Genomic DNA, 26,212 nt, shown 5'->3' with positions numbered 1-26,212 from the left:
AGTGAATCAGGTATGACTGCAAGCAATTCCGCCAACATGGCGCAACTCAAGCTGGTCTTCGGGCGCTACAAGATCATCGCCCTGCTGATCGCCATCGCCATCATCTGGGGCTTCTTCAGCTTCATGACCGATGGTGGCTTCCTCACCCCGCGCAACCTCTCCAACCTGCTGCGCCAGATGTCGGTGACCGGCATCCTGGCCTGCGGCATGGTGCTGGTCATCATCGCCGGCGAGATCGACCTGTCGGTCGGTTCGCTGCTGGGCCTCCTGGGCGGCGTGGCCGCCATCCTGGATGTCACCTATCACCTGCCGCTGGCGCTGAACCTGGTACTGGCCATGGGCTTCGGCCTGGTCATGGGCCTGCTCAACGGCTACCTGACCGCCTACCTGGGCATCCCCTCCTTCATCGTCGGCCTGGGCGGCATGCTGGCCTTCCGCGGCATCCTGCTGGGCATCACCGGCGGCATGACCATCGCTCCGGTGTCGGACAACGTGGTCTACCTGGGCCAGGGCTACCTGCCGCCGATGGTGGGCACAGCGGTGGGCGTGGGCCTGTTCGCGCTGGCGCTGGTGCTGACCTGGATGCGCCGCGTGAACCGTACCCGCCACGGCCTGCCGCTGGCCGCGCTGTGGCGCGACGGCCTCAAGGTGGCCGTCATCGGTGTGGTGCTGCTGGGCTTCGTGCGCACGCTCAACAGCTATGACGGCATCCCCGTGCCGGTGCTGCTGTTGCTGGCGCTGCTGGGCCTGTTCAGCTACATGAGCACGCAGACCGTGTTCGGTCGTCGCATCTATTCGGTGGGCAGCAACATGGAAGCGACCCGCCTGTCGGGCGTGAACGTGCAGGCCGTCAAGCTGTGGGTGTTCGGCATCATGGGCCTGATGTGCGCGCTGGGTGGGCTGGTCAATACCGCGCGCCTGGCGGCCGGCTCGCCCTCGGCGGGCAACATGGGCGAACTCGACGCGATCGCGGCCTGCTTCATCGGCGGCACCTCCATGCGTGGCGGCTCCGGCACCATCTATGGCGCGCTCATCGGTGCGCTGGTGATGGCCAGCCTCGACAACGGCATGTCCATGCTGGACGTGGGCACCTACTGGCAGATGATCGTCAAGGGCAGCATCCTGGTGCTGGCCGTGTGGGTCGATGTGAGTACCCGTTCTAGCCGCTGATTAACGAAATACGGTAGCACCCACTACCGTTCGGACTGAGTAGCGGCGCAGCCGCGTATCGAAGGCGCTCCCCGGTTTGACGACGGAACGCAGCGATCCCGGCGCCTTCGATACGGCCCTCACGGGCCTACTCAGTCCGAACGGTCAGGGATGGCGCGATACAGTTTTCCGACTATTCAGACTAAATCAGACTAAATTTTTTACGTGCCGCACCGGCGGCCCGTCTTACTTCCTGGAGTCACCCAGCATGACCGCAGCAAACCAACCCGAACACGCCGTCTATCCCAGCCTCGCTGGCCGCAAGATCATCATCACCGGCGGTGGCAGCGGCATCGGCGCCGCCCTGGTACAGGCCTTCGTGGCACAGCAGGCGCAGGTGTTCTTCCTCGATATCGCCGCCGAAGCCTCGCAGGCGCTGGTGGCCTCGTTGCAGCAGGCCGCCGTGCCGCCGCGCTTCTTCCCCTGCAATCTGATGGACCTGGACGCCCTGCGCAGCACCTTCGCCGAGATCGGCCAGATCGCCGGCCCCATCGACGTGCTCATCAACAATGCCGCCAACGACGACCGCCACAAGACCGAGGACGTCAGCCCGGCCTACTGGGACGAGCGCATCGCGGTCAACCTGCGCCACCAGTTCTTCTGCGCGCAGGCGGTGATGCCCGGCATGCGTAGCCAGCAGCGCGGCGTGATCCTCAATTTCGGTTCCATCTCCTGGCGCCTGGGCCTGCCCGACCTGACCCTGTACATGACGGCCAAGGCCGGCATCGAGGGCATGACACGCGGTCTGGCACGCGACCTGGGACGCGACGGCATACGCGTCAACGCCATCATCCCGGGCGCCATCCGTACCCCGCGCCAGACCCTGCTCTGGCACACACCTGAAGAAGAGGCGAAAATCCTGGCTGCGCAATGCCTGCCCGCCCGCGTCGAAACGCATCACGTCGCCGCACTGGCGCTGTTCCTGGCGTCCGACAGCGCGGCCATGTGTACCGGTCGCGACTATCACGTCGACGGGGGCTGGCTGGGCGCTTGAGCTTCTCCCAACTTCGCCTGCGGGCCCAAAAGGATTCCATGAACAAGCCAACTGCCACACCCCGTCGCTTCCGCTCCCAGGACTGGTTCGACAATCCCGACCACATCGACATGACCGCGCTGTACCTGGAGCGCTTCATGAACTACGGCATCACCGCCGAGGAACTGCGTTCGGGCCGGCCCATCATCGGTATCGCCCAGAGCGGCAGCGACATCAGCCCGTGCAACCGCATCCACCTGGAGCTGGCCAAGCGCGTGCGTGATGGCATCCGCGATGCCGGTGGCATCCCCATGGAGTTCCCGCTGCATCCGGTGTTCGAGAATTGCCGCCGCCCCACCGCCGCGATCGACCGCAACCTGTCCTACCTGGGCCTGGTGGAAATCCTGCACGGCTATCCCATCGATGCCGTGGTGCTCACCACCGGCTGCGACAAGACCACGCCGGCCCAGATCATGGCGGCGGCTACCGTGGATATCCCGGCCATCGTGCTCTCCGGCGGTCCCATGCTGGACGGCTGGCTGGATGGCGAACTGGTCGGCTCGGGTGCGGCCATCTGGAAGGGCCGCAAGCTGCTCTCGGCCGGCGCCATCGACAACGCCAAGTTCCTCGACATCGCCGCCGCCTCGGCGCCCTCCTCGGGCCACTGCAACACCATGGGCACGGCCTCCACCATGAATGCCATGGCCGAAGCGCTGGGCATGTCGCTGACCGGCTGCTCGGCCATCCCTGCCCCCTATCGCGAGCGCGGCCAGATGGCCTACGAGACCGGTCGCCGCATCGTCGGCATGGCCCATGAAGACCTGCGTCCCTCGGCCATCCTGACGCGCGACGCCTTCCTCGATGCCATCGTGGTCAATGCCGCCATCGGCGGCTCCACCAACGCCCAGCCGCACATCATGGCCATGGCGCGCCATGCCGGCGTGGAACTGCATTCGCAGGACTGGATGGACTATGGCTACGACGTGCCGCTGCTGCTGAACATGCAGCCGGCCGGCAAGTTCCTGGGCGAGCGCTTCCACCGTGCCGGCGGCGTGCCCGCCATCATGTGGGAGCTGGAACAGGCCGGCAAGCTGCGCACCGGGCGCGTCACCGCCACCGGCCGCAGCATGCGCGAGAACCTGCAGGGCCGCGAAACGGCCGACCGCGAAGTGATCTATCCGTTCGCCGCCCCACTGCGCGAGCGCGCCGGCTTCCTGGTGTTGAAGGGCAACCTGTTCGACTTCGCCATCATGAAGACCAGCGTCATCTCGGACGCCTTCCGCCAGCGCTATCTCAGCACCCCCGGCCAGGAAGGCATCTTCGAATGCCGCGCCGTGGTCTTCGATGGCTCCGACGACTATCACTCCCGCATCAACGACCCGGCGCTGAACATCGATGACAACACCCTGCTGGCCATCCGTGGCGCGGGTCCGGTGGGCTGGCCCGGTTCGGCCGAGGTGGTCAACATGCAACCGCCTGACGCGCTCATCAAGCGCGGCATCTCCACCCTGCCCACGCTGGGTGATGGTCGCCAGTCCGGCACCTCCGACAGCCCCTCCATCCTCAATGCCTCGCCCGAGAGCGCGGTGGGGGGCGGCCTGGCCTGGCTGCGCGATGGCGACCGCGTGCGCATCGACCTCAACACCGGTGAGTGCAACATGTTGATCAGCGACGAGGAACTGGCACGCCGCCAGAGCGAAGGCATCCCGCCGGTGCCGCCCAGCCAGACGCCATGGCAGGAGATCTATCGCAGCACCGTCGGCCAGCTGGAGTCCGGCGCCTGCATGGAACTGGCCGTGAAGTACCAGGGTGTGGCGCAGGTCATGCCGCGACATAACCACTGACATGCTGACCCTGCACCGTGAAACGCGCCTGGCGGTAGCTCCGCCGATAGCGCCCCCGATCAAGCCCAGAAAGCCGATGCGCATCGACGCCCATCAGCATTTCTGGCGCTACCGTTCGGAGGACTATCCCTGGATCGGTACCGGCATGGACCTGCTGGCACAGGACCGCCTGCCCTACCAGTTCCAGCCGCTGCTGGAGGCGCAGGGGCTGCATGCCTCGATCACGGTGCAAGCCTGTCCCGGTCGGGAAGAGACCGCTTTCCTGCTGGAGATGGCGCGGCGCGACAAGCGCATCGCCGGCATCATCGGCTGGGAAGACATCGCCCGACCGGACCTGGCCGAGCAGATGGAACGCTGGGGCCGGGCCAAGTTTCTTGGCCTGCGCCACCAGATGCAGGACGGCGACGGCCCCGATGGCGCTTCGCTGCAGAACCGCTTCAGCCAGGGCATGCAATGGCTGCAGGCGCGCGGGTATGTGGTGGATGTGCTGGCGCATGAGCGCCAGCGTCCGGCGCTGCGCCAGTTCTGCGCGCGCCACGACCAGCACTGGCTGGTGCTCAATCACCTGGGCAAGCCGGCCTTGAAGGAATTCCGCAAGGGCCGCGCTGCCTTCGAACGCTGGCGCCAGGAGTTGCGCGAGCTGACCGCCATGCCCCATGTGGCCTGCAAGATCTCGGGCCTGCTGACCGAGGCTGACTGGCTGCGCGGCTTGTCCATGCGCGACTTCGATCACATCGTGCAATGCCTGGATACCGCGCTGGAACTGTTCGGTCCGCAACGCCTGATGTTTGGCTCGGACTGGCCGGTATGCCTGCTGGCCGCTTCCTATTCGCGGGTGGTGGCGGTAGTGCGCGAATGGTCGGCCACGCGCCTGTCGGCCGCTGACCAGGAAGCCCTGTGGGGCGAATCCTCGGCCACGATTTATGACCTGATGACATAAGCTTCTGAGGCGACGCCTTTTCGTTGTCACCCTTCAAGTTGAATGACATATTCCCTCGTCCCGGCACGTGCACAATCTGGACGAGGAGACCAAGATCAAACGCCTCAAACGCAACCTGACCCTGACCATCGGATCGCTGGCGCTCATGTCGGTGGTAGTCACTTCCAGCGTTCTCTATCAAAGCTACACGCAGGTGGAGCGGGTCGCGGTGGACAACGCGCTCAACGTGGCGCGCATCGCGCAGCGCTCAATCTCGCGCAATGTCGAACTGCTCTCGCTGGCGCTGGACAACCTGGCCTGGCGCTACCGGCATACGCAATTGCATGCGATGCAGGAGTCCCAGAAGCTGGACTTCCTCCTAGGTGAAAAGATCGAGGCCAGCTATATCGCGGCACTGGGCGTGCTCGACGCCGATGGTTCGCTGGTGGCGGGCTCCCCCTCTCTGGCGGAAATCCTGCCGGGGCAATATGGCGAGAACGCCTTCTTCACCACCCATCGCGACCAGGCCAGTCCCGGCCTGTACATCTCGGCACCGCTGACCATCCGCCTGGAGCGCCGCATGCAGGCGGTGGTGCTGTCCAGGCGCCTGGACCAGGAGGATGGCAGCTTTGCCGGCGTGGCTTTCATGGTGCTGTACCTGGATTATTTCCGCGACCTGTTCCAGGGCCTGTCGCTGGAGAAGGATGGGGTGATGTCGCTGTACTCGCTGGACGGCATCGCCTACATGCGCCTGCCCTACAACGAATCCTTCATCGGCTCGCGCATCGACAACGTCTCTCTCTTCAGGAAGTTGCTGTCCAACGCCGAGCAGTCGCCCCCGCAAGGCAGCTACAACGTGCGTTCCCGCCAGGATGGCGTCAGCCGCCTGTATGCCTATGTGCGCGTGCCGGACACGCAATGGGTGGTCTTCATCGGCCATACCCATGGCGCGGTCTTCCATGAATGGTTCAGGATGCTCTATGCGGTGCTGTTCCTGATGGCCGCCTTCAGCATCGCCAGCCTCTATCTGCTCATACGGCTGCGCCAGGAATTCACCCGCCGCAGCAAGATCGATGAATTGCTGGAAGAGCAAGCCCGCGTCGACAAGCTCACCAACCTGCTGAACCGGCGCGCCCTGGATGAAGTGACGCACGATGCCTGGTGCAAATGCCAGCGCAATGCCACCGCTCACTTTTCGCTGCTGTTCATCGACGTGGATTTCTTCAAGCTCTACAACGATACCTATGGCCACAAGGCCGGCGACTATGCGCTCATTGCGGTGGCGCGCTGCATCGCCGGCGCGATATCCCGGCTATCGGACAAGCCGGGACGCTATGGCGGGGAAGAGTTCCTGATATTGCTCGACGAGACCAGCCTGGCCGGTGCCGAGCATGTGGCCGAGCGCATCCTCAACGCGGTGCACGCACTGAAGATCCCGCACCAGCGCAGTCCGTTTGGCCGGCTGACGGTCAGCATCGGCATCTCCAGGCTGCAACACGGGCTGCACCAGGATATCGAGGATGTCATCAAGGACGCCGACGCTGCCCTCTATCACGCCAAGAACAACGGGCGCAACAAGCTGCACATCATGCTGCGCGAGACGCGCCTCAGTTCAGTGAGCAGTTGAGCCACTTGGCAATGCGCACGCCATCCAGGCGCGAACCATCGGCGGTATCGCTGCCCAGCATGGTGACGATCACCGGACGACGGTCATGCACCAGCAGGCGCAGCACCATGTTGTGGCCGGACTCGTTGATGAAGCCGGTCTTCTGCACGCTGGCATTGACCTGGCCATAGCGGATGAGGCGGTTGGAATTGATGTATTGCAGCTGGCCACGACCGATGTTGATGATCTTCTGCTTGTCCAGCGAATCACTGCGGATCAGCTGGTAGCGGTTGGCCGCCTTGACCATCTCGGCCAGCTCACGAGCGGTGGAGACATTCTCGGGAGACAGCCCGGTAGCATTCTCGAAACGGGTATGCGGCATGCCCAGCGCCTGGGCACGCGCGTTCATGGCGGCGATGAAGGCCGGACGCCCTCCCGGATAATCGCGGCTCATGGCGGCTGCGGCGCGGTTCTCGGACGACATCAGGGCGATGTGCAGCATGTCGGCGCGCGACAGGCTGGATCCCACGTTCAGGCGCGAGGTGGTGAACTTCAGGTTGTCCAGGTCATCTTCGGTGACTTCCAGGCGATTGCCCATGGGCAGTTGCTTCTGGTCCAGCCAGACCATGGCCGTCATCAGCTTGGTGACCGAGGCAATCGGCGCCACGGTCTCGGCATTGCGTTCGAAGAGGGGCGTGCCGGTCTCTTCATCGAGCACATAGACCGAGCGCGAGAAGACGTGCCGACGCGAGGCTTCGGTAAAGCCGCAACGCGAGAGCAGCTCGGGCTTGGCGGGTGCGGCGGCCTTCTCGGCCGGTGCCGCGGCCACGGCAGCGGTGGCAGCGGTTGCCGCAGCCGCGCCGGTGGCCGCAACGGCCGTGGCTGCGCGGCCACGACGACGGGCATGGGAGGTAGCGCGTGGCGTGCTGGCGACGGCAGCCTTCTTGCGTACCGAGCGCTTGCGGCCCTTGGTGCCAGTGGCGGCGGCACGATGCTTGCCGCTGCTGGCCACGGTGGCCTGGGCATCCGCGGCCTTGGCCGAGACCATGGTCAGGAACATCAGGAAGACACTGCACAGGACCAGCCTGGCGATGGCGCCAGCCTTCGCCAGGGCCGGCAGGAACAGGGTGAAATCGTCGGTCATTCGGGGCTGCGGCGTGCTCAACATCGTCAGAAACCTTGGTTGGTGCAATTAAGGGCAAGTCATCGGTGACCGGCCATGATACGGAAACTTGCTCTTTGGTGCAGCATCTGGCTTGCCCCGCAAGCAGTGATGACAATAAGACAAGCCCAGGCATCGATAAAATTGCTTCCCCGGCTGCAACCGGGCGGCGCATAATCTGTCCATTCACGACCGGACGCATCCCGCGCCGGTCTTCGACATCAGCCTGACACCCCGGATATTCCAGAGCGCCACGTTTTTCCGATTTCACCGATCTCCCAGTCATGTCCAATCTCATCGTGCACGGTGGCCGCCCCTTACGCGGCGACATCATTCCTTCCGCCAACAAGAACGCCGTCCTCCCCATCCTCTGCGCCACGCTGCTGACCGACCAGCCACTGCGTCTGGTGGGCATCCCCGAGATCACCGACGTCAAGAAGATCCTGGAGATCTTCCGCGTGCTGGGCAGCGAGGTATCGGTGGACTTTGCCAGCGGCATCCTCGACCTGCACCACCGCGACACCCGCTTCGACCCCAAACAGCATCACCTGCCCGAGGAGATGCGCTCCTCCATCATGCTGGTGCCGCCGCTGCTGGCGCGCTTTGGCGTGGCGCGGCTGGAAAACGACGTCAAGGGCTGCACCCTGGGCGTGCGCGAGATCGATCCCCATGTGGAAGTGTTCCAGCGCTTCGGCGCCCGGGTCGAGAGCCATCCCGATTCGCTCATCATCCGCACCCCCGGCAGCATGCAGGCCAACCACCACTGGCTGGACTATGCCTCGGTGACCACCACCGAAAACTTCGTGCTGTGCGCAGCCGCCGCCGAGGGCGAATCGGTCCTCACCAATGCCGCCTCGGAACCGCACGTGCAGGAGTTCTGCCGCTTCATGGCCATGATGGGCGTACAGATCGACGGCATCGGCACCTCGCGCGTGACGGTGCGCGGTGGCGGCAAGCTGGGCGGCGGTGAATTCCGCTTCGACGAAGACTTCCACGAAATCGCCACCTTCCTGGCGCTGGGCGCCATCACCGGCGGCCAGGTACGGGTGCGCAACAGCGCGCCGGAGCAGTTCCCGCTGATCGACCGCACCTTCGCCAAGTTCGGCGTGGAAGTGGTGCACCAGGATGGCTGGTCGCACACCCGCCAGAACGGTCCGCTGAAGGTGGTCAAGCCCTTCACCAGCAATATCCTGACCAAGGTGGAAGCCGCGCCCTGGCCTTACCTGCCGGTGGACCTGCTGCCCATCTTCATTGCGCTGGGCGTCAAGGCCGAGGGCAATACCATGTTCTGGAACAAGATCTATGACGGCGCCATGGGCTGGAGCAGTGAGCTCTCCAAGTTCGGCGCCCACGTGTTCCTGGGTGACCCGCACCGCCTGATCACCTTCGGCGGCCTGCCGCTGTCCCCGGCCTCGGTGGAAAGCCCCTACATCATCCGCGTGGCCATTGCGCTGTTCATGGTCGCGGCCAGCATCGAGGGCCGTTCGGAAATCCGCAATGCCCTGCCGATCCGCCGCGCCCATCCCAAGTTCGTGGAAAACCTGCGTTCGCTGGGCGCGGTGGTGGACTGGGTCGAGGAAGACTGATCCCCCTCTGCGCACTCATTCCTGCAGTTTATCGTTTGGAAAATAAAAGCAAATAGTCGCTGCCCGCGGGGCTGGCTAGACTCCCTGGAACCGCTCATGCGCCCCTGCGGCGCATGAGCGCTGACAAGAACAATCCTCCAGGAGACCCATCCCCATGGTCAGCAGACGATCCCTTCTCGCGGGCGGCGCCCTTGCGCTTGCCGGACTACGCGGCGCGGCGGCGCAAGCCGTTCCCAATTCGGCCGGTACCCGGCCGCCACGGCTACAGGCGCCCCGACTGGCCTGCGACAGCCACCACCACATCTACGATGCACGCTTCCCGGCCTCGCCACACTGGCGTGGCGGTCGCCCGGACGGCGCCACCGTGGCCGACTACCGGCTGCTGATGGCCAAGCTGGGCATCCGCCGGCACGTGGTGGTGCAGCCCTCCACCTATGGCAGCGACAACCGCTGCCTGCTGGATGCCCTGGGACAGTTCGGCCAGGAGGCGCGCGGCATTGTGGTCATCGAGGATGAGGTGGAGCTGGCCAGTCTACGCGAGATGGACCAGCTGGGCGTGCGTGGCGTGCGGGTCAATTTCCTGTCGGCGCAAAGCTGGGGCGAGACCACCGTGGACCGGCTGCAGCGCACCGCCGCGCGCATCGCACCGCTAGGCTGGCATGCCCAGATCCTGATGTCGGGCGAGCAGATCGCCCGCCACGAAGCGGTACTGGCGGCCTTGCCGGTACCGGTGGTGATCGACCACCTGGGCCGCATCCCGCAACCGGCCGGGTTGGATCATCCCGGTGCGCGTGCGCTGTTGCGCCTGCTGGCCGCCGGCAATACCTGGATCAAGCTCTCCGAACCCTATGCCGACACCCTGCAGGGCGCGCCGGACTATGCCGACACCAGCCTGCTGGCGCGCGCCTACCTGGAGGCCGCGCCACACCGCGCGCTCTGGGGCAGCGACTGGCCGCATCCCACCGAGAAGATCAAACCCGACGACGCCGTGCTGTTCGACCTGCTGGCAAGCTGGGCGCCGGACGCCGCCCTGCGTGAACGCATCCTGGTCGATAATCCGGCGGCGCTGTTCGGGTTCGCCTGAGCATTTGCGCATGACGGCAGGGGCCTGCGCAAATGCTCAGGCCTCGCCCAATACCGACAGCATGGCCTGCAACCCCGACGAGATATCGTCGGGACGCCAGGCCGCCGCGATCTCCAGCTCCAGGTGCCTGGAAGCATTCGTCAGCTCCTTGTACACCACGTCCTTGTGCGGACTGTTCTTGACCTGCGCCGGCAGCAGCGTCACGCCCAGGCCCGCCGCCACCAGGCTGACCATGCTGGCCATCTGCCAGGCCTCGGTACTGACGCGCGGGCTGAAGCCGGCCTCGTCGCAGGCCATCAGGAACTTCGAATGAAGACTGGGGCTCTTCCCCGCCGGGAAGACCAGGAAGGATTCCTCCGCCAACTCTTCCAGCCGCAATGACGGCGCCGCTGCCAGGCGGTGATCCTTGGGCAGCACCGCCACGAAACGCTCGACCTCGATGACCCGCAGGTTCAGGTCGGTGGCATTGCTCAGGGGGACCCTGACGATGCCCAGGTCGATCTTGCTGGCATGCAGGCTCTCGATCTGCTCCACCGAAATCTGTTCGCGCAGATCCACATGGATGGCCGGGAAGGCAGCCCGGAACCTGCGCAGCAGCCGGGGCAGGAATTCATAACTGACCGACCCCATGAAGCCGATGGTGATGTTGCCCGTCATGCCCACGCTGGCACGCCGGGCGATGTCGATGGCGCGCTGTCCATGGGCCATCAGTTCGCGCGCTTCTTCCAAGAAGGCGCTGCCGGCCGGCGTCAGCAATACCGAGTGCCGCGAGCGCGCGAGCAACTGGACGCCGACTATCTCTTCAAGATTCTTGATCGCCTGGCTCAGGGGCGGCTGTGCCATGTGCAGGCGAGCAGCGGCACGACCGAAATGGAGTTCTTCTGCAACGGCGATGAATTGTGAGAGCAAGCGACCGTGAATCATGGTGGGACATTTCTTGTATCAGGATGGACAAATCATGTATTGGACGAAACCCGCGCACTACCACACACTTTTCCAGACCACCGGAGCCGCCACAGGCCATTGAACGCTGACACAACCGAGCCGGCGCCGGATTCGCGTAAATAATAACCCCATGGGGGAGACACATGCTTGCTTTGACCGGACTCATCGCAGTCCTTGCCTTGCTCACGCTGATCCTCACCAAGCGCATGTCGCCGCTGGCCGCGTTGATCGCCGTGCCGGTCGTGGCGGCGCTGGTCAGCGGCTTCGGGCTGCAGACCTCCGCCTTCATCCTCAAGGGCATCACCAGCGTGGCGCCGGTGGTGGGGATGTTCATCTTCGCGATCATCTTCTTCGGCATCCTCACCGACGCCGGCATGCTGGACCCGATCATCAACAGGATCCTGCGCATCGTCGGCGCCAGGCCACCGCGCATCCTGATGGGGACCGCGCTGCTGGCGCTGCTGATCCACCTCGATGGCTCGGGCGCCGTGTGCTTTCTGGTCACCATCCCGGCCATGCTGCCGGTGTACGAGCGCCTGAAGATGGACAAGCGCCTGCTGGTCTGCATGGCCGCCATGGGGGCGGGCGTGAACTTCCTGCGCTGGGCGGGGGTGACGATACGGGCATCGGTGGCCCTGCATATCCCCGTTGCCGACATCTTCAAGCCACTCCTGGCCGTCCAGGGTGCGGGCCTGGTCTTCGTCTTTGCGACCGCCTATATCCTGGGCAAGCGCGAGGAACGCCGCCTGGGCCTGCGCTACGACGGCGAGGCATTCACCATCCCGCCGCGGGTACTCACGGCCGAGGAGATCGCGTTGCGGCGCCCGGCGCGCTTCTGGCCCAACCTGATCCTGACCCTGATCGTGATGGGCAGCATGATCACCGGCAGGTTCGATCCCGTCGTGATGTTCATGATCGGCACCGTGGTCGCCCTCTTCATCAACTACCCCAACGCGGATGAACAGCGCCGGCGTATCGATGCGCACGCCCGCGCGGCCCTGATGATGGCCAGCGTGCTGCTGGCCGCCGGCGCCTTCACCGGCATCATGTCCGGCACCGGGATGCTCACTGCCATGGCCAACGAGGTGGTGAAGATCATTCCGTCCGGCCATGCGCATCACATCCCGTTCGTGCTGGGCCTGATCGCGATGCCGCTGAGCCTGCTGTTCGACCCGGATTCCTTCTATCTGGGTGTGCTGCCGGTGGTCGCCGGCGCGGCGGGACAACTGGGGGTACCGCCTATCCAGGTCGCCCAGGCCGCACTGCTGGGCCAGATGACGACCGGCTTCCCGGTGAGCCCGCTGACGCCCGCGACCTTCCTGCTGGTGGGACTGGCCGGGGTCGAACTGGCGGAGCACCAGAAGTTTTCCATCCCCTTCCTGTTCGGCGCATCCGTGGTCATGACGATCGCCAGCGTGATCTTCGGGGTATTCCCGCTGTGAAGAAAACAAGAAACAAGAAACAAGGAGCAATGAGATGACAGATGAACGCGGCGGACCACTGGCCGGCGTCAGGATCCTCGATCTGACATCGGTGATCATGGGACCGTTTGCCACCCAGATCCTGGCCGGACTCGGTGCGGAGGTGATCAAGGTCGAATCCCCCGAGGGCGACAACATGCGCCATGTCGGCCCGATGAACCATGCGGGCATGGGCCACATCTTCCTGCATGCCAACCAGGGCAAGCGCAGCGTGGTGCTCGACCTCAAGCACGAGGACGCGCGCGCGGCGCTCCACAAGCTCATCGCGCGCAGCGATGTCATGGTGTCCAACATCCGCCCCCAGGCCCTGGCGCGGCTGGGCCTGGACTACGATACCTTGAAGCTGGCCCATCCCCGGCTGGTGCATGTGTCCTGTTGCGGCTTTGGGCAGGACGGTCCCTATGCGGCCAGGGCAGCTTACGATGACCTGATCCAGGGTGCCTCGGGCATCTCCTGGCTGATGAGCCAGTCCGGTGCCGCCTCGCCGCGCTATGCCCCGACCACCCTGGGCGACCGGGTCACCGGACTGCATACCGTGTATGCGATCACTACTGCCCTCTACGAGCGGGAACGTTCGGGGATGGGGCAATCAGTGGTCGTCCCCATGTTCGAGTCGATGGTGCAATTCGTCCTGGGCGATCACCTGGGTGGACTCAGCTTCGATCCCACCAATGGCGAGCCCGGCTATGCACGATTGCTGACCGAGCATCGCCGTCCCTACGAAACACGGGATGGCCACCTTTGCGTACTGATCTACAACGACAAGCAATGGAAGGCCTTCTTCGCGGCCATCGGTCAAGCCGAACGCTTCGACAGCGATGCCCGTTTCAGCACCCATACCAACCGCGCCCGGCATATCGGCGAAGTGTATGCCGAGGTCGCGCGGCTGATGCGCGAGCGCACCACGCAGCAATGGCGCACCTTGCTGGACGCCGCCGACATTCCCAACATGCCGATGAATTCGCCCTACGATCTGCTGGACGATCCGCACCTGCAGGCGGTGGACTTCATCCGGCATGTCGAGCATCCCACCGAGGGGCCGCTGCGCACCCCCGGCAATCCCACGCAATGGTCGCGCACGGCATGCGCGCCCGCCTCTCCGGCACCGGGACTCGGTGAACACACGGCCGAGGTACTGGAAGAACTGGGATACACCCCCGACGACATCGCCGCGCTGCGCCGGCGCGGCGCAATGGGAAACACCTGACAAGGAACAAGCATGGACTTTGAACTGGATGAGGATCAACAGCAGATCTGCGACGCGGTAGAACGCGTCTGCGCGCCCTTCGATGCACAGTACTGGCTGCACAAGGATCGCGAGGGAGGCTTTCCCGAGGACTTCCACCAGGCGCTGGCGCAGGCGGGATGGCTGGGTATCGCCATGCCGCAGCAATACGGCGGCGCCGGGCTGGGCATCACCGAGGCGGCATTGATGATGCAGACCATCGCGGCCACCGGCGCAGGACTCTCGGGCGCCTCTGCGGTCCACATGAACATCTTCGGCCTGCATCCGGTGGTGGTCTTTGGCAGCGACGCGCAAAAGCAGCGCTGGTTGCCGCCCCTGATTGCCGGGCAGGACAAGGCCTGCTTTGCTGTGACCGAACCCAACACGGGCCTGAACACGCTCAAGCTGAAGACGCGCGCGGTGCGCCAGGGCGACCACTACCATGTCTCGGGACAGAAGGTCTGGATCTCCACTGCGCAGGTCGCCAACAAGATCCTCCTGCTGGCGCGGACCACGCCGGTGGAGCAAGCCCGTGGCACGCAGGGACTGTCACTGTTCTATACCGACCTGGATCGTAGCCGCATCGATGTCCGCGAAATCGACAAGATGGGCCGCAAGTGCGTCGATTCGAACGAGCTGTTCATCGACGACCTGCGCATCCCCGTGGAAGACAGGATTGGCGAGGAAGGCGAGGGATTCAAATACATCCTGCACGGCATGAATCCCGAACGCATCCTGATTGCCTCGGAGGCCGTCGGCCTGGGCCGGGCGGCGCTGAAGCTGGCCGCCCAGTACGCCAATGAACGCATCGTCTTTGATCGCCCCATCGGCCAGAACCAGGGGATCCAGCATCCGCTGGCGCGTTCGTGGATGGAGCTGGAGGCCGCCCATCTGATGGTGCTCAAGGCGGCATCACGCTACGACGCCGGCCGCAACTGCGCCGCCGAAGCCAACGCCGCCAAGTATCTGGCCGGCGAGGCTTGCTTCAACGCCTGCCAGAACGCCATCCTCACCCACGGCGGCATGGGATTCGCCAAGGAATATCATGTCGAGCGCTATCTGCGCGAGGCATGGATTCCGCGACTGGCGCCGGTGAGCCCGCAACTGATTCTCTGCTTCATCGCCGAGAAGGTGCTGGGCCTGCCGAAATCCTATTGAGACCGGGCCGCCGCAGCGTCAGTGCTAGGCCTGCTTGACCGCACCGGCCGTGGCCACCCGCGACTTCCTGCTCAGGAACAGCAGGATGAGCACGCTCACCACCGACATCCCCACCATCGGCAGCAGCGCCAGCGCATAGCTGCCGGTGGACTCCTTGACCCAGCCATAGACGTTGACCATGAGCCCGCCGCCAATGAGGTTGGAGACCGCATTGATCCCGGCCAGACCGGCCGCCGCCGACCCGGTGGCCAGCCAGCCGGTGGCCATGGCCCAGAACGGTCCCTTGAAGGAGTAGGCACCGATGAGCACCAGCGTCAGCAGCAGCACCACCAGCGCGAGCGAATGGAACAGGTTGGCCAGCACCAGGCCGCCACCGATGAGCATGAGCGGAATGGCGGTATGCCAGCGACGCTCGCCGCTACGGTCCGAATGACGGCCCCACCAGACCATCAGCACCGAGGCGATCAGATAGGGAACCGAGTTGACCAGGCCGGTCTGCATCACCGACAGGCCGAAGGACTTGAGCAACTGCGGCTGCCACACGTTCAATACCGACCCCGCCGCCGAAGCACAGGAGCAGACCAGCGCCATGCCCCATACATGCGGCATGCTGAAGAGCTTCCACAAGGGGATATGTACCTTGGCAGCGCGGCTGGCGGCTTCCTTGTCCATGGTCGCGGTGAGCCATTCGCGCTGGCGGGCATCGAGCCACTTCGCCTGCGCGGGCCGGTCGGTCAGGAAGAACAGGCAGACCCCACCCAGCAGCACGGTCGGCAGGCCTTCGAGCATGAACAGCCAGTGCCAGCCACGCAGGCCACCCGCACCATCCATCTGCAGCAGCAGCGCCGACACCGGCGAGGCCACGAAGCTGGCCGCCGGGATCGCCACCATGAACAGCGCCACGATGCGGGCGCGGTAGGCCGACGGGATCCAGTAGGTCAGGTACAGCACCACGCCGGGGAAGAAACCGGCCTCGGCCGCCCCCAGGATGAAGCGCACGAAGTACAGCGAATTGGGACCCTGCACCAGCGCCGTGCTGGCCGAGATCAGGCCCCAGGTGATCATGATGCGCGCCAGCCACTTGCGCGCGCCGAACTTCTGCAGCGCCAGGTTGCTGGGTACCTCGAAGATGAAATAGGCGATGAAAAACAGGCTGCTGGCAAAGCCGAACATCCTGGGCGACAGGCCGATGTCGTGGTTCATCTGCAGCGCGGCCATGCCGATGTTGCCACGGTCGATGAAGGCGAACAGGTAACACAGCATGAGGAAGGGCAACAGGCGCCAGGTGACGCGGCGCACGGTGTCCCGTTCCAGCTGCTTGTCGTCGATGATGGTCTCCATGGGTCTCTCTCGGAAGGAAGGGGCGCCGCCTTGTCCTGGCGGCTGGCCCCGTGGTGATTATGGATCAGGCCGGCACGGCTTGTGTGGTTTGTGCAGCCTGCGCTTCCAGCACCGCCAGCACATTGCTGGCCGCCCCCGTCCCCATGGCGACATAGGCGTCCTCGGTAACCCCGCCGATGTGCGGGCTGAGGATGACGTTGGCGACATTCTGCAAGGGATGCGGGGCGGCGAAGGGTTCCTTCTCGAAGCTGTCCAGGCCGGCTGCGCGCAGCTTGCCCGAGGCCAGCGCGGCGATCAGGGCCTGCTCGTCGATGAGGCCGCCACGGGCGGTGTTGACCAGGATGGCGCCATCCTTCATGCGCGCCAGCGAGGCGGCATTGATCATGTGACGGTTCTCGGCGGTCAGGGGGCAATGCAGCGAGAGCACGTCGGCGCGCTCGAAGAGCGTCTCCAGGTCGGCCAGTTGCACGCCGGCCGGGGCTTCCTTGGCGAAGGGATCGTAAGCCAGCACCTGCATGCCCAGCGACACCGCCGTGGCCGCCACGCGGCGACCGATGGCGCCGAAGCCGACCAGGCCGATGGTACGTCCCTGCAGCTCCAGGCTCTTGTGGGTGGACTTGTCCCAGTGACCCTGGCGCATGCGCGCATCCAGGCCCACCACGTTCTTGGCGCAGGCCATCACCAGCGCCCAGGTGTGCTCGGCCACGGCCGGGGCATTGGCACCGGCCGCCGCCTTCACTGCGATGCCGCGTGCTTGTGCGGCCTGGCTGTCGATGGTGTCGATGCCGGTACCATGCTTGGAAATCACGCGCAGGCCCGGGTTGGCGTCCATGACGCGCGCGCTCACGCCGCCGTAGCGCACGATGATGCCCACCGGCTGGTGCTGCTGCGACAGCCGCACCATGTCATCCTCGGTCGGCTTGGCGCCGGCATAGACCAGTTCATAGTCACGCAGGATGGCCACCGCCGCCGGCGCCAGGTCCACGCCGGTGACGATCACCACCCCCTTCTTGGCGACGCCGCTCACAGCGATTCTCCTTCGGCCAGCACGCCGCCCTTGCGCAGCGCGCCTTCCAGCCAGGAGGGACGCAGCGGGCCACCGGTGCGGATCTCGGTCAGGCGCTTGGTCTCGTCGGCCACCTTCTTGGCGGCAGCGGCCAGCAGGGAGGCGGCCTTCTCGCGCTCGACCACCACCACGCCGTCGGCGTCGCCGACGATCAGGTCGCCCGGTTGCACGCTGGTGCCGCCCACCGACACCGGCCAGTTCACGCGGCCGGCGATGTTCTTGGTGGGACCATTGGGATTGGCGCCCACGGCATAGACCGGGAAGCCGATCTCGCGCAGCGCCTCGGTATCGCGCACCGAACCGTAGATGATGATGCCGGCCAGGCCGCTGGCCTTGCACTGGGACACCATGATCTCGCCCATCAGCGCGCAGGTCTCGTCGCCCTTGCCATCGATGACCAGCACGTCGCCCGGCTTGGCGATGGCCATGGCGGCGTGGATCATCAGGTTGTCGCCGGGACGCACCTCGACCGTGATGGCGGGACCGGCCACGCGCATCGATGGCGACAGCGGCGCGATGCGGCTGCACAGGGTGCCACGGCGACCGGCCACGTCGGCCAGGATGGAGGCGGCGAATTCGGAGGCCTGGGCGACGATGCCGGCGTCGACGCGTTCGATGTCGCGGATGAAATCGGGTTGGGTGCTCATGATGATCCTTTGCTTTTACTGGAAGTTGGCGATGTGTAATGCATGTGTGATGCAGCAATATGTGATGCGGCCCGTGCTGAAGCTCAGGCGTGGGAATACATGGGCAGGCCGGCTACCGGCACGTCGGCGCGCAGGATGGATCCGGTCTGGGATTCGGTGATGAAGAGGCTCTTGCCCTGCGGCCCGCCGAAGGCCAGGTTGGTGGTGGAGATACCGGCGTTGGAACGGATCCGCAGCAGCGGCTCGGCGAACTTGGAGAGTCGCCAGATGGAGCCGAAACCGGTATGGGCGATGTAGAGGCAGCTCTCCGAATCCAGCGCCAGGCCGTCGGGCCCGGCCATGCCGCCATGCAGGTTGGCGAACACCCCGACCTTGCCGACCACGCCGTTGTGGTGCAGCGGGATGCGCCAGATCTGCTGGGCCCGGGTCACCGCCACCAGCAGGTGGTTCAGCGCCGGGTCGTAGACGATGCCGTTGGGGCTGGGGATGGTATTGATGAGGCAACTGAGCTGGCCTTCCGGCGAGAGCTTGTAGACGCGCCCGGTGGGATCCTGCAGGCCGGTCTGGCCCTGGTCGGTGAAATAGATCTCGCCCTGCGGGCCGAACACCAGGTCGTTGACGCCCTTGAAGCCTTCCGAGCCGACCGTCTCCAGCAGCGGCGATACCACGCCGGTATCGGGATCCAGTTGCACCAGGCCGCGCTTGTAGTCGGTGATGACGATGCGGCCGCTCTTGTCGATCTTCAGGCCATTGGGCCAGCCATCGTATTCGGTGACCAGTTCCCACTGGCCCTCGGGCGAGATGCGGAAGATGCGGCCATACGGAATATCGGTCACGTACAGGCGGCCCTGGCGGTCGAAGGACGGCCCTTCGAGGAAGGAATCGATGGGCAGGCCGCCGCGGTTGGCGTCGCCCCAGCTATTCTTCCTGGGCTTGCGGAAATGATCGGGCAGGCGCGTGAAGACGGTGGTCTCGACCACCGGGGGCGGTGCGAAGAAGCTCATGCTGTTTCCTTGGAGGTGGAGTTGCCCGCGCGCGCCGGATCGCCCAGCGCCAGCGTGATGACCGCGCCCAGCAACAAGGCGCCGGCCACGAAGATCAGGGGATAGGTAAAGCCCTGGGTCGATTCCCGGATAAAGCCGATCACCGACGGTCCGACGAAGCCGCCCAGGTTGCCGATGGAGACGATCAGGGCCAGTCCGCCGGCGGCAGCGCGGCCGGTCAGGAAGCCCGAGGGGATGGCCCAGAAGGTGGCCTGGAAGGCCAGGATGGAGGCCACCGCCACGGTGATGGCCAGCATCTTCAGCAGCGGCGTATGCAGGAAGGCCGAGATCGCCAGCGACACCGCCGCCAGCACGATGGCACCGGCCACGAGGAAGAGGCGGTTGCGGCTGCGGTTGGCCAGGCGCGCCCACAGCGTCATGGCGATGGCGCCCACGATGTAGGGCACCGCTGCCACCAGGCCGACCTGATGCGCGGGCAGGCCGAACTCCTTGATGATCTGCGGCAGCCACAGGCCGATGCTGAGCGAGCCGATGATGCCGCAGAAATTGGCCCCGGCCAGGGCGAACACACGCCAGTTGGTGAAGGCATCCTTCAACTTGTTGCCATGGCGCGCGGCCAGCACGTTCTGCTCGTTGGCCAGTTCGCCTTCCAGCCATTGCTTCTCGGCCGGGGTGAGCCAGCCGGCCTTGGCCGGACGATCCGGCAGCAGGAACAGGCACAGCACGCCCAGCGCCACCGCCGGTACGGCTTCCAGCAGCAACAGTACCTGCCAGCCCTGGAAGCCCCACATGCCGTGCAATTCCATCAGCGCGCCCGAGAGCGGCGAGCCGATGATGTTGGCCACCGGGATGCCGACCAGGAAGAAGGCAGTCGCCTTGCCACGCCAGGCGCCCGGGAACCATTGCGTGAAGTACAGGTAGATGCCCGGCGTGAACCCGGCCTCAGCCATGCCCAGGAAGAAGCGCGCCAGTGCAAAGCTCTTGGGGCCGACCACGAAGGCCGTGGCCATGGAGATCACACCCCAGGAAATCATGATGCGCGAGATCCACATGCGCGCGCCGAAGCGATGCAGCGCCAGGTTGCTGGGGATCTCGAAGAAGAAATAGCCGATGAAGAACAGCCCCGCGCCCAGGCCGAACTGCGAGGGCGTCAGACCCAGGTCGCGGTTCATGGTCAGGGCAGCGAAGCCGACATTGATGCGGTCCAGATAACTGACCACGTAGCACAGCAGGATGAAGGGAATCAGGCGACGCATCACCTTCTTCATGGTGGCCGTTTCACTCACGGCGGCGCTGGCCGCCGCAGAAGCTGGCGCTGGCGCTGGCGTCATGGCCGGGTTGGCAGGGTTGGAGAGCTGGTGCATGGCCTTCCTTCAGAAGTGGTACAGGCGCGCCGGATTGGCCACCAGCACGGTATAGAGGGTCTCGGGCGAGCCCAGCCAGGTGCTCATCACATCGAGCAGGCGGGCGTCGTCGGGCTTGTGCGGTTCGGTCGGGTGCGGCCAGTCGCTGCCCCACACCAGCTGGGTCGGCGCAAGCTGCACCAGCGCGCGCGCCAGCGGGGCGACATCGGCGTAGTCCGGGGCACCGCTCTTGCTGTAGAGATAGGCGCCGGAGAGCTTGACGCTGGCGCGCTGCTCGCGCATCAAGCCGCCCACGAAATCGAACACCGGGTGCGCCGCCGTGGCCTGCAAGGGAATGCGCGCGAAGTGATCGAACACCACCGGCACCGCCAGGCGCGCCAGCAAGGCACGGTTGGCCAGCAGGTCGTCGTTGGACATGTTGATCTGCAGATGCCAGCCCAGCGGCGCCACCCGGCGTGCCAGCGGTTCCATCATCGCCACCGTGGTCACCGAGCCCAGCGCCAGGTTGAAGCGCAGGCCGCGCACGCCGGCGCGGTGCAGGCGCTGCAGCTCTTCATCGGTGACGGCATCGTTGACCACGGCCACACCGCGCGCGCTGGATCCGAGTTGCGCCAGGGCATCCAGGGTGCAGCGATTGTCCACACCGTAGGCCGACGGCGTCACCACCACGTTGCGCGTCGTGCCCAGGCGCTGTTGCAGGCGGCGGTACATGGGTACCGTCGCATTGGGGTGCAGCAACTTGGCACCCGGCGCCCAGGGGAAGCGATCATCGTAGATGTGCATGTGGCAATCACAGGCATCGGCCGGCAGGCTGACGCTAGCGCGTTCGCTGCCAGCGGAATGGGCGTAGGCGGCCTCCTGGGCCAGCAGCGACGGGGCGTAGGCAGCGCTGCCTACGGCGGCGGCCAGTGCGGCACTGCGGCGCAGGAACTGGCGCCTGGATGGGGGTGTGTGCATCGGACTTGTCTCCATGGTTTCCGGCGCCGCGAATGTGTGATCGAGCGGGCGGGGTTATTGTTTGGAGGCCAGTCTACGTGCCGGAATATTTAATGTATATTTGCTTTTATTTTACAAACCATAAATCTCAGGAATGAATCATGGACTTCCGCGATCTTCGCTATTTCGAGGTCATCGCCGAGGAAGGGCATGTGGGCCGCGCCGCCGAACGGCTCTACAAGACCCAGCCCGCGCTGACCAAGTGCATCGACCGCCTGGAAGATGAGCTGGGCGCGCCGCTGTTCGAGCGGGTGGGACGCGGCATCCGCCTGACCGCCGTGGGCCAGGCCCTGCTGAACCGGGCGCGCCGCATCGGCCTGATGATGGACGAGACCGCCCGCGAGATCGGCGACTACGCCAACGGCCGCGAAGGCAACATCCGCCTGGGCTGCATCCCCACGCTGGCCGAGCACATCCTGCCGGGCATCTGCGAGCAGTTGCTGGCCGAGGCACAGAAGGTCACCATCGACCTCAAGGTCTCGATGAACGACGCCCTGCTGGCAGGTCTCAAGGCCGGCGAACTCGATATCGTGCTGGGACCGATGATCCAGAACGACGAGGTCTTCCAGACCGAAGAGATCATGCAGGACCAGATGGTGGTCATGGCCAGCGCCAGCCACCCGATCTTCGGGCAGAAGATCCGCCTGCGCACGCTGCTGGAGTACCAGTGGGTGCTGCCGGCCACCTCGGTACTGAGCCGGCAATGGCTGGACAATGTCTTCGACCGTCACCATCTGGCGCGGCCCTCGGTGCAGATCACGCCCACGGTGCTGAACATGATCATGCCCCTGATCGAGCGCAGCAACCTGCTGGGCTTTGCCTCCAAGCTGAACCTGGAAGCCGGGCGCGGCAATCTGCGCGAAGTGCCGCTGAAGGAAACCACCATGCTGCGCCGCATGGGCCTGACCTACCGGCGCGACATGTACCTGTCGCCGGCGGCGCAGCGCCTGATCGGCATCATCCGCCGCCAGACCGGCACGCCCGCCAACTGAGGAGGAGAGATCCATGCTGCTCAGCTTCATCCCCACCCGCGCCGAGGATGCCGAAGAACTGGTGGCCATGCGCATCGCCGCCATGCGCCCCAGCCTGATGGCCGTCGGCCGCTTCGACCCGGAGCGTGCGCGCATGCGCTTCCTGTCCACGTTCGTGCCGGCACAGTGTTTCTTCATCATGGGTGACCAGGGCCAGGGGCCGCTCGGTTTCTTCTCGCTGCGACGCGAGGAAGATTGCCTGAAGCTGCAGCATCTCTACCTGCTGCCCGCATGGCAGGGAGGAGGCCGCGGCGGCCAGGTGCTGGAGCGCATCCTGGCCTGCGCCGACCGGCTGGCATTGCCGGTGAAGCTGGGCGCGCTGCGCGGCAGCGATGCCAACCGCTTCTACCAGCAGCATGGGTTCGTGCAGGTGGAGGAAGAAGAATGGGATATCCACTATGTCCGCCAGCCCGCCGCCACGATGGTGATGGGAAGCCCGCAGGACGATCTGCTGCAGATGCTCACCGCCATTCCTGCAAAAAATCGGTAACCGGAGTAAATTATATAAATCATTTACTTCTACGCGAGGAGCATCCACCTCCCTCCTCATCCACAAGGAGATTCCCATGATCCCTGAAATGGACGTCATCCTGCGCCTGGGCGTGGCTGCCATCCTCGGCAGCCTGATCGGCATCGAGCGCGAGCGCCTGTCCTGGGCCGCCGGCCTGCGCACCCACATGCTGGTCTGTGTCGGCTCCAGCCTCATCATGCTGGTATCGGTCTATGGCTTTTCCAACATCCTGCAATCCGACAAGGTGGTGCTCGATCCCTCGCGGATGGCCGCGCAGGTGGTGTCGGGCATCGGCTTCCTGGGGGCGGGCTCGATCCTGCTGCGCGGGGAGATCATCCGTGGTCTCACCACGGCCGCCAGCCTGTGGACGGTGGCGGCCATCGGGCTGGCCGTGGGCGGCGGCATGTATGTGGCGGCCGTGGCCGGCACGGCCATCGTGCTACTGATCCTGGCTGGCATCAAGCCACTGGAGCGGCGCTATTTCGCCGACAAGCAAAAGCGCGGCATCACCTTCCTGGTCCATGCCGACACCTTCAACATCGGCCACCTGCACACCCTCATGGGTGCCTCGGCCGGACGCGTGAGCAAGTTCCTGGTCAAGCGCGAAGCCGACGGCAATGGCTATGACGAGGTCGCCATCGTCCTCTCGCATACCTCGGAGAAGGAATTCGACCGCATCGTGCAGGGTTTCCTCAAGCTTGAGGGCATCAAGTCCTTCGACTATTCCGACCTCTGAGCGGCCTCGCATGGCCGGCCATCGGCGCAGCTCGCCAATTGCCGTAGGAGTGCAGGAAGAAAACAGGGCGACTTGCCGGAAGAGATCCAGCAGCACTTGAGCCAGTCTTATAGAATGGCCCTCTCCCTTTCTAGAGAGCCCCCATGGCCATCACCACCTTCCTGTTCGACCTCGACGGCACGCTCATGGACAGCGATGCCCTGCACCACGCCGCCTTCAATACCATCCTCGCGCGCTGGGGCCGCGAGGTCGACGTGGATTACTACAAGACCCACATCATGGGCGCGTCCAACGCCATGATCTTCGACCATCTCTTCCCCGGCATGCCGGCCTCGGAGTACCTGCCGCTGGCCGAGGAAAAGGAACAGCTGTTCCGTTCGCAGCTGGACCAGCACGTCGAGCCGACACCGGGCATCGCCCGCCTGCTGGAGCACATCGCCCGCATCGGCGGACGCAGCGCCGTGGTCACCAATGCGCCGCGCGCCAATGCCGAACTGATGTTGAAAGCCACCGGCCTGGCCGGGCGCTTCGATGCGCTGGTGATCGGTGACGAGTTGCCACGCGCCAAACCCGATCCCCTGCCCTACCTCACCGCCCTGCAACTGCTGGGCGGCCGCGCCGACGAGGCGGTGGCCTTCGAGGATTCCAGCTCGGGCGTGAAAGCAGCCAGCGGCGCAAAGGTATGGACCTACGGCATGCTGGGTGGACTGGACGAGACCCGCCTGCGCGCCGCCGGCGCCCACGCGGTGATCCGCGACTTCAACGGCCAGCCCCTGTGGGACAAGCTCGCCGGCTGACCCGGGGCCTGACAGGCCCTAGTCCAGCCCGGCGCGCACGCGCAACTGTTCGAAGCGATGATCCGGCAGGAACCACAGCAATGCCAGCAGGACGTGGATGGCGGTAGCGCCCAGGGGACTGGGCAGCGCCAGCGGAATGGCCAGCGCATAGAGCAGGATGGACAGTGTGTTCTTGCGCCCCTGCCCGATCACCGCCGCCCGCAGCGGATGATCGGCTTCGCTGTGGCGCAGGGCGCGCTTGAGCAGCAGGAAGGACACCGAACACATCAGCAGCACCAGCCCGTAGCAGGCCACCGGCACGCTTTCGCGATGATGGCCGGCAACCCAGCCGGTGACGAAGGGCAGCAGCGACAGCCAGAACAGCAGGTGCAGGTTGGTCCACAGCACTCGCCGGTCGACCTGGGTGGCGACCTGCAGCAGATGATGGTGGTTGACCCAGTAGATGCCCACGTAGACGAAGCTGAGCAGGTAGCTCAGCAGTGGCGGCAGCAAGGCCAGCAGGTCGGCCAGCGCGGCGCCACGGGGCGGCTGCAAGCCCAGCACCATGATGGTGATGGCAATGGCGATGACACCATCGCTGAAGGCTTCCAGGCGCGACTTGTTCATTTGCCGGCAGCGGCGTTGGCAGGCGGCTGTCCGAACTCCCACACCACCAGGACCACCAGGATCAGCACCGGCACCAGCAGGCCGGCAAAGCCGATGGCGTGGTAGGCGAAGGCCGCCGCAATGGCGCCAATGCCAAAGGACAGCACCGGCCAGACGAACTTGATGCAGCGCTCGGTGGTGCCGGCATCGGCCGCCCCGCGCAGCATGTCGACCAGGTCGATGACGACCTGGGTCACGTTGCCCGTCATCAGCGAGGTCGGCGCCAGGTGCGCCAGCAGCAAGCGGCTGATGGCGCTGTGCACGCCCATGGAAGCGGTACCCAGGAGGCCGGCGGCCATCACCCAGCCGGCCGTGGGCGACTGCACCGGCGCGGCGGCCATGCCGCAGACCATGAAGCCCAGCAACAGCACCAGCTGCAACAGGAAGGACCAGGCCAGCGCACGCCCCTGGCGACGCTGGATGGCGGCGATCGCCAGGCGCGCCACGGCCACACCGACGATGAAGGCGGGGAAGGCCAGGAACTTCAGCAGGATGGACATCTGCGAACTGTCGGCCAGGGCCGCCCCGATGAGGATGAAGTTGCCCGTCACATGGGCCGTGAACAGGCCAAACAGGGCGATGAAGCCCAGTGTATCGACATAGGCGGCGAGGAAGGCCAGACCGGAGGACTGGAGGCGGTTGCGCTGGGCTGCATTCATGGACGGCTCGCTTCGGGATTCGGAAATCAGGATTCAGGGGCAAGGCCGCCTACCTTAGCACTGGCGCGCGCGGCCGCCCATTATCTCTACGGATAGGCAGGTGCTTGCCGACCAGGCAATATTTCCCAGAATCATCGATGCGGGCACATTTTTTACAAAAAACAGCATCTTTGTACAATCCAAATCCGCCATGAATGCCGATGATGGGCGTCAGCAGCTGGCA

General features: G+C 65.2%; 24 protein-coding genes. 14 read left to right on the top strand and 10 right to left on the bottom strand.

Features of this window, described 5'->3' with window-relative positions; translation table 11 throughout:
* Positions 1 to 12: 12 nt before the first annotated feature.
* From ACIPHN_RS05300 to ACIPHN_RS05280, 5 genes are all read left to right on the top strand, one after another.
* On the top strand, positions 13 to 1,170 hold the full coding sequence (locus tag ACIPHN_RS05300; protein ID WP_400433808.1) for a sugar ABC transporter permease: 1,158 nt from the start codon (positions 13 to 15) through the stop codon (positions 1,168 to 1,170).
* Positions 1,171 to 1,417: 247 nt separating this feature from the next.
* Positions 1,418 to 2,203, top strand: a complete 786-nt coding sequence (locus ACIPHN_RS05295; protein WP_400433805.1) for an SDR family NAD(P)-dependent oxidoreductase — start codon at positions 1,418 to 1,420, stop codon at positions 2,201 to 2,203.
* 38 nt (positions 2,204 to 2,241) lie between these two features.
* The gene (locus ACIPHN_RS05290; protein WP_400433802.1) at positions 2,242 to 4,026 is read left to right on the top strand and encodes an IlvD/Edd family dehydratase; all 1,785 of its coding nucleotides are present in this window, start codon (positions 2,242 to 2,244) and stop codon (positions 4,024 to 4,026) included.
* A 1-nt stretch (position 4,027) separates the two neighbouring features.
* A complete protein-coding gene (locus ACIPHN_RS05285) occupies positions 4,028 to 4,966 on the top strand; it encodes an amidohydrolase family protein (protein ID WP_400433799.1) in 939 nt (312 codons plus the stop codon).
* A gap of 67 nt (positions 4,967 to 5,033) precedes the next feature.
* Positions 5,034 to 6,572, top strand: coding sequence for a diguanylate cyclase (locus ACIPHN_RS05280; protein WP_400433796.1), 1,539 nt, complete (start codon positions 5,034 to 5,036; stop codon positions 6,570 to 6,572).
* On the opposite strand, the gene ACIPHN_RS05275 is transcribed toward ACIPHN_RS05280, so the two are convergent.
* A complete protein-coding gene (locus ACIPHN_RS05275) occupies positions 6,553 to 7,719 on the bottom strand; it encodes a serine hydrolase (RefSeq protein ID WP_400433793.1) in 1,167 nt (388 codons plus the stop codon). The two genes, ACIPHN_RS05280 and ACIPHN_RS05275, sit on opposite strands and share 20 nt — an antisense overlap.
* A gap of 278 nt (positions 7,720 to 7,997) precedes the next feature.
* On the opposite strand from ACIPHN_RS05275, the gene ACIPHN_RS05270 reads away from it, so the two are divergent.
* Positions 7,998 to 9,299 (top strand): UDP-N-acetylglucosamine 1-carboxyvinyltransferase, encoded by a 1,302-nt coding sequence (locus ACIPHN_RS05270; RefSeq protein ID WP_400433790.1) that lies wholly within the window; start codon positions 7,998 to 8,000, stop codon positions 9,297 to 9,299.
* A 154-nt stretch (positions 9,300 to 9,453) separates the two neighbouring features.
* Positions 9,454 to 10,383, top strand: a complete 930-nt coding sequence (locus ACIPHN_RS05265; RefSeq protein WP_400433787.1) for an amidohydrolase family protein — start codon at positions 9,454 to 9,456, stop codon at positions 10,381 to 10,383.
* A gap of 36 nt (positions 10,384 to 10,419) precedes the next feature.
* On the opposite strand, the gene ACIPHN_RS05260 is transcribed toward ACIPHN_RS05265, so the two are convergent.
* Positions 10,420 to 11,307 carry a LysR family transcriptional regulator gene (locus ACIPHN_RS05260; RefSeq protein WP_400433784.1) on the bottom strand — a complete coding sequence of 296 codons (888 nt, stop codon included), beginning with the start codon at positions 11,305 to 11,307 and terminating at the stop codon, positions 10,420 to 10,422.
* Positions 11,308 to 11,471: 164 nt separating this feature from the next.
* Between ACIPHN_RS05260 and ACIPHN_RS05255 the strand changes: the two genes are divergently transcribed.
* Genes ACIPHN_RS05255 through ACIPHN_RS05245 form a run of 3 tightly spaced genes read left to right on the top strand, consistent with a single transcriptional unit; the run spans position 11,472 to position 15,192 of the window.
* The gene (locus tag ACIPHN_RS05255; RefSeq protein WP_400433781.1) at positions 11,472 to 12,770 is read left to right on the top strand and encodes a CitMHS family transporter; all 1,299 of its coding nucleotides are present in this window, start codon (positions 11,472 to 11,474) and stop codon (positions 12,768 to 12,770) included.
* 34 nt (positions 12,771 to 12,804) lie between these two features.
* Entirely contained in the window at positions 12,805 to 14,016 is a 1,212-nt protein-coding gene (locus tag ACIPHN_RS05250; RefSeq protein ID WP_400433779.1) for a CaiB/BaiF CoA transferase family protein, read from the top strand.
* A 12-nt stretch (positions 14,017 to 14,028) separates the two neighbouring features.
* On the top strand, positions 14,029 to 15,192 hold the full coding sequence (locus ACIPHN_RS05245; protein WP_400433776.1) for an acyl-CoA dehydrogenase family protein: 1,164 nt from the start codon (positions 14,029 to 14,031) through the stop codon (positions 15,190 to 15,192).
* Between the two features lie 24 nt (positions 15,193 to 15,216).
* On the opposite strand, the gene ACIPHN_RS05240 is transcribed toward ACIPHN_RS05245, so the two are convergent.
* From ACIPHN_RS05240 to ACIPHN_RS05215, 6 genes are all read right to left on the bottom strand, one after another.
* The gene (locus tag ACIPHN_RS05240) at positions 15,217 to 16,533 is read right to left on the bottom strand and encodes an MFS transporter (protein WP_400433773.1); all 1,317 of its coding nucleotides are present in this window, start codon (positions 16,531 to 16,533) and stop codon (positions 15,217 to 15,219) included.
* A gap of 64 nt (positions 16,534 to 16,597) precedes the next feature.
* Positions 16,598 to 17,560 carry a hydroxyacid dehydrogenase gene (locus ACIPHN_RS05235; protein WP_400433771.1) on the bottom strand — a complete coding sequence of 321 codons (963 nt, stop codon included), beginning with the start codon at positions 17,558 to 17,560 and terminating at the stop codon, positions 16,598 to 16,600.
* Positions 17,557 to 18,246: an RraA family protein gene (locus tag ACIPHN_RS05230; RefSeq protein ID WP_400433768.1), complete on the bottom strand. Its 690-nt coding sequence runs from the start codon at positions 18,244 to 18,246 to the stop codon at positions 17,557 to 17,559. Before ACIPHN_RS05230 ends, ACIPHN_RS05235 begins: the two co-directional genes overlap by 4 nt.
* Positions 18,247 to 18,329: 83 nt before the next feature.
* Positions 18,330 to 19,250 carry an SMP-30/gluconolactonase/LRE family protein gene (locus tag ACIPHN_RS05225; RefSeq protein WP_400433765.1) on the bottom strand — a complete coding sequence of 307 codons (921 nt, stop codon included), beginning with the start codon at positions 19,248 to 19,250 and terminating at the stop codon, positions 18,330 to 18,332.
* Positions 19,247 to 20,581, bottom strand: a complete 1,335-nt coding sequence (locus tag ACIPHN_RS05220) for an MFS transporter (protein WP_400434058.1) — start codon at positions 20,579 to 20,581, stop codon at positions 19,247 to 19,249. The genes ACIPHN_RS05225 and ACIPHN_RS05220 overlap by 4 nt, the downstream gene beginning before the upstream one ends.
* A gap of 42 nt (positions 20,582 to 20,623) precedes the next feature.
* Positions 20,624 to 21,571: an amidohydrolase family protein gene (locus ACIPHN_RS05215; protein ID WP_400433762.1), complete on the bottom strand. Its 948-nt coding sequence runs from the start codon at positions 21,569 to 21,571 to the stop codon at positions 20,624 to 20,626.
* Positions 21,572 to 21,711: 140 nt separating this feature from the next.
* Between ACIPHN_RS05215 and ACIPHN_RS05210 the strand changes: the two genes are divergently transcribed.
* The 4 genes from ACIPHN_RS05210 (at position 21,712) to ACIPHN_RS05195 (ending at position 24,685) form a co-directional block, all read left to right on the top strand.
* A complete protein-coding gene (locus tag ACIPHN_RS05210; RefSeq protein ID WP_400433759.1) occupies positions 21,712 to 22,602 on the top strand; it encodes a LysR family transcriptional regulator in 891 nt (296 codons plus the stop codon).
* Between the two features lie 13 nt (positions 22,603 to 22,615).
* Positions 22,616 to 23,131 carry a GNAT family N-acetyltransferase gene (locus ACIPHN_RS05205; protein WP_400433758.1) on the top strand — a complete coding sequence of 172 codons (516 nt, stop codon included), beginning with the start codon at positions 22,616 to 22,618 and terminating at the stop codon, positions 23,129 to 23,131.
* Between the two features lie 76 nt (positions 23,132 to 23,207).
* Positions 23,208 to 23,888, top strand: a complete 681-nt coding sequence (locus tag ACIPHN_RS05200; protein WP_400433755.1) for an MgtC/SapB family protein — start codon at positions 23,208 to 23,210, stop codon at positions 23,886 to 23,888.
* Positions 23,889 to 24,031: 143 nt separating this feature from the next.
* Complete coding sequence (locus ACIPHN_RS05195; RefSeq protein ID WP_400433753.1) at positions 24,032 to 24,685, top strand: HAD family hydrolase; 654 nt, start codon at positions 24,032 to 24,034, stop codon at positions 24,683 to 24,685.
* Positions 24,686 to 24,703: 18 nt separating this feature from the next.
* On the opposite strand, the gene ACIPHN_RS05190 is transcribed toward ACIPHN_RS05195, so the two are convergent.
* Both ACIPHN_RS05190 and ACIPHN_RS05185 read right to left on the bottom strand, forming a co-directional pair.
* The gene (locus ACIPHN_RS05190) at positions 24,704 to 25,291 is read right to left on the bottom strand and encodes a TMEM175 family protein (RefSeq protein WP_400433750.1); all 588 of its coding nucleotides are present in this window, start codon (positions 25,289 to 25,291) and stop codon (positions 24,704 to 24,706) included.
* Positions 25,288 to 25,989 (bottom strand): YoaK family protein, encoded by a 702-nt coding sequence (locus tag ACIPHN_RS05185; RefSeq protein ID WP_400433747.1) that lies wholly within the window; start codon positions 25,987 to 25,989, stop codon positions 25,288 to 25,290. The genes ACIPHN_RS05190 and ACIPHN_RS05185 overlap by 4 nt, the downstream gene beginning before the upstream one ends.
* Positions 25,990 to 26,212 lie beyond the last annotated feature (223 nt).

Origin of the sequence: Herbaspirillum sp. NPDC087042 (assembly GCF_044745245.1) — a bacterium.
Lineage (GTDB): Bacteria > Pseudomonadota > Gammaproteobacteria > Burkholderiales > Burkholderiaceae_D > Herbaspirillum.
This window is presented reverse-complemented; position numbering and strand designations above follow the sequence as displayed.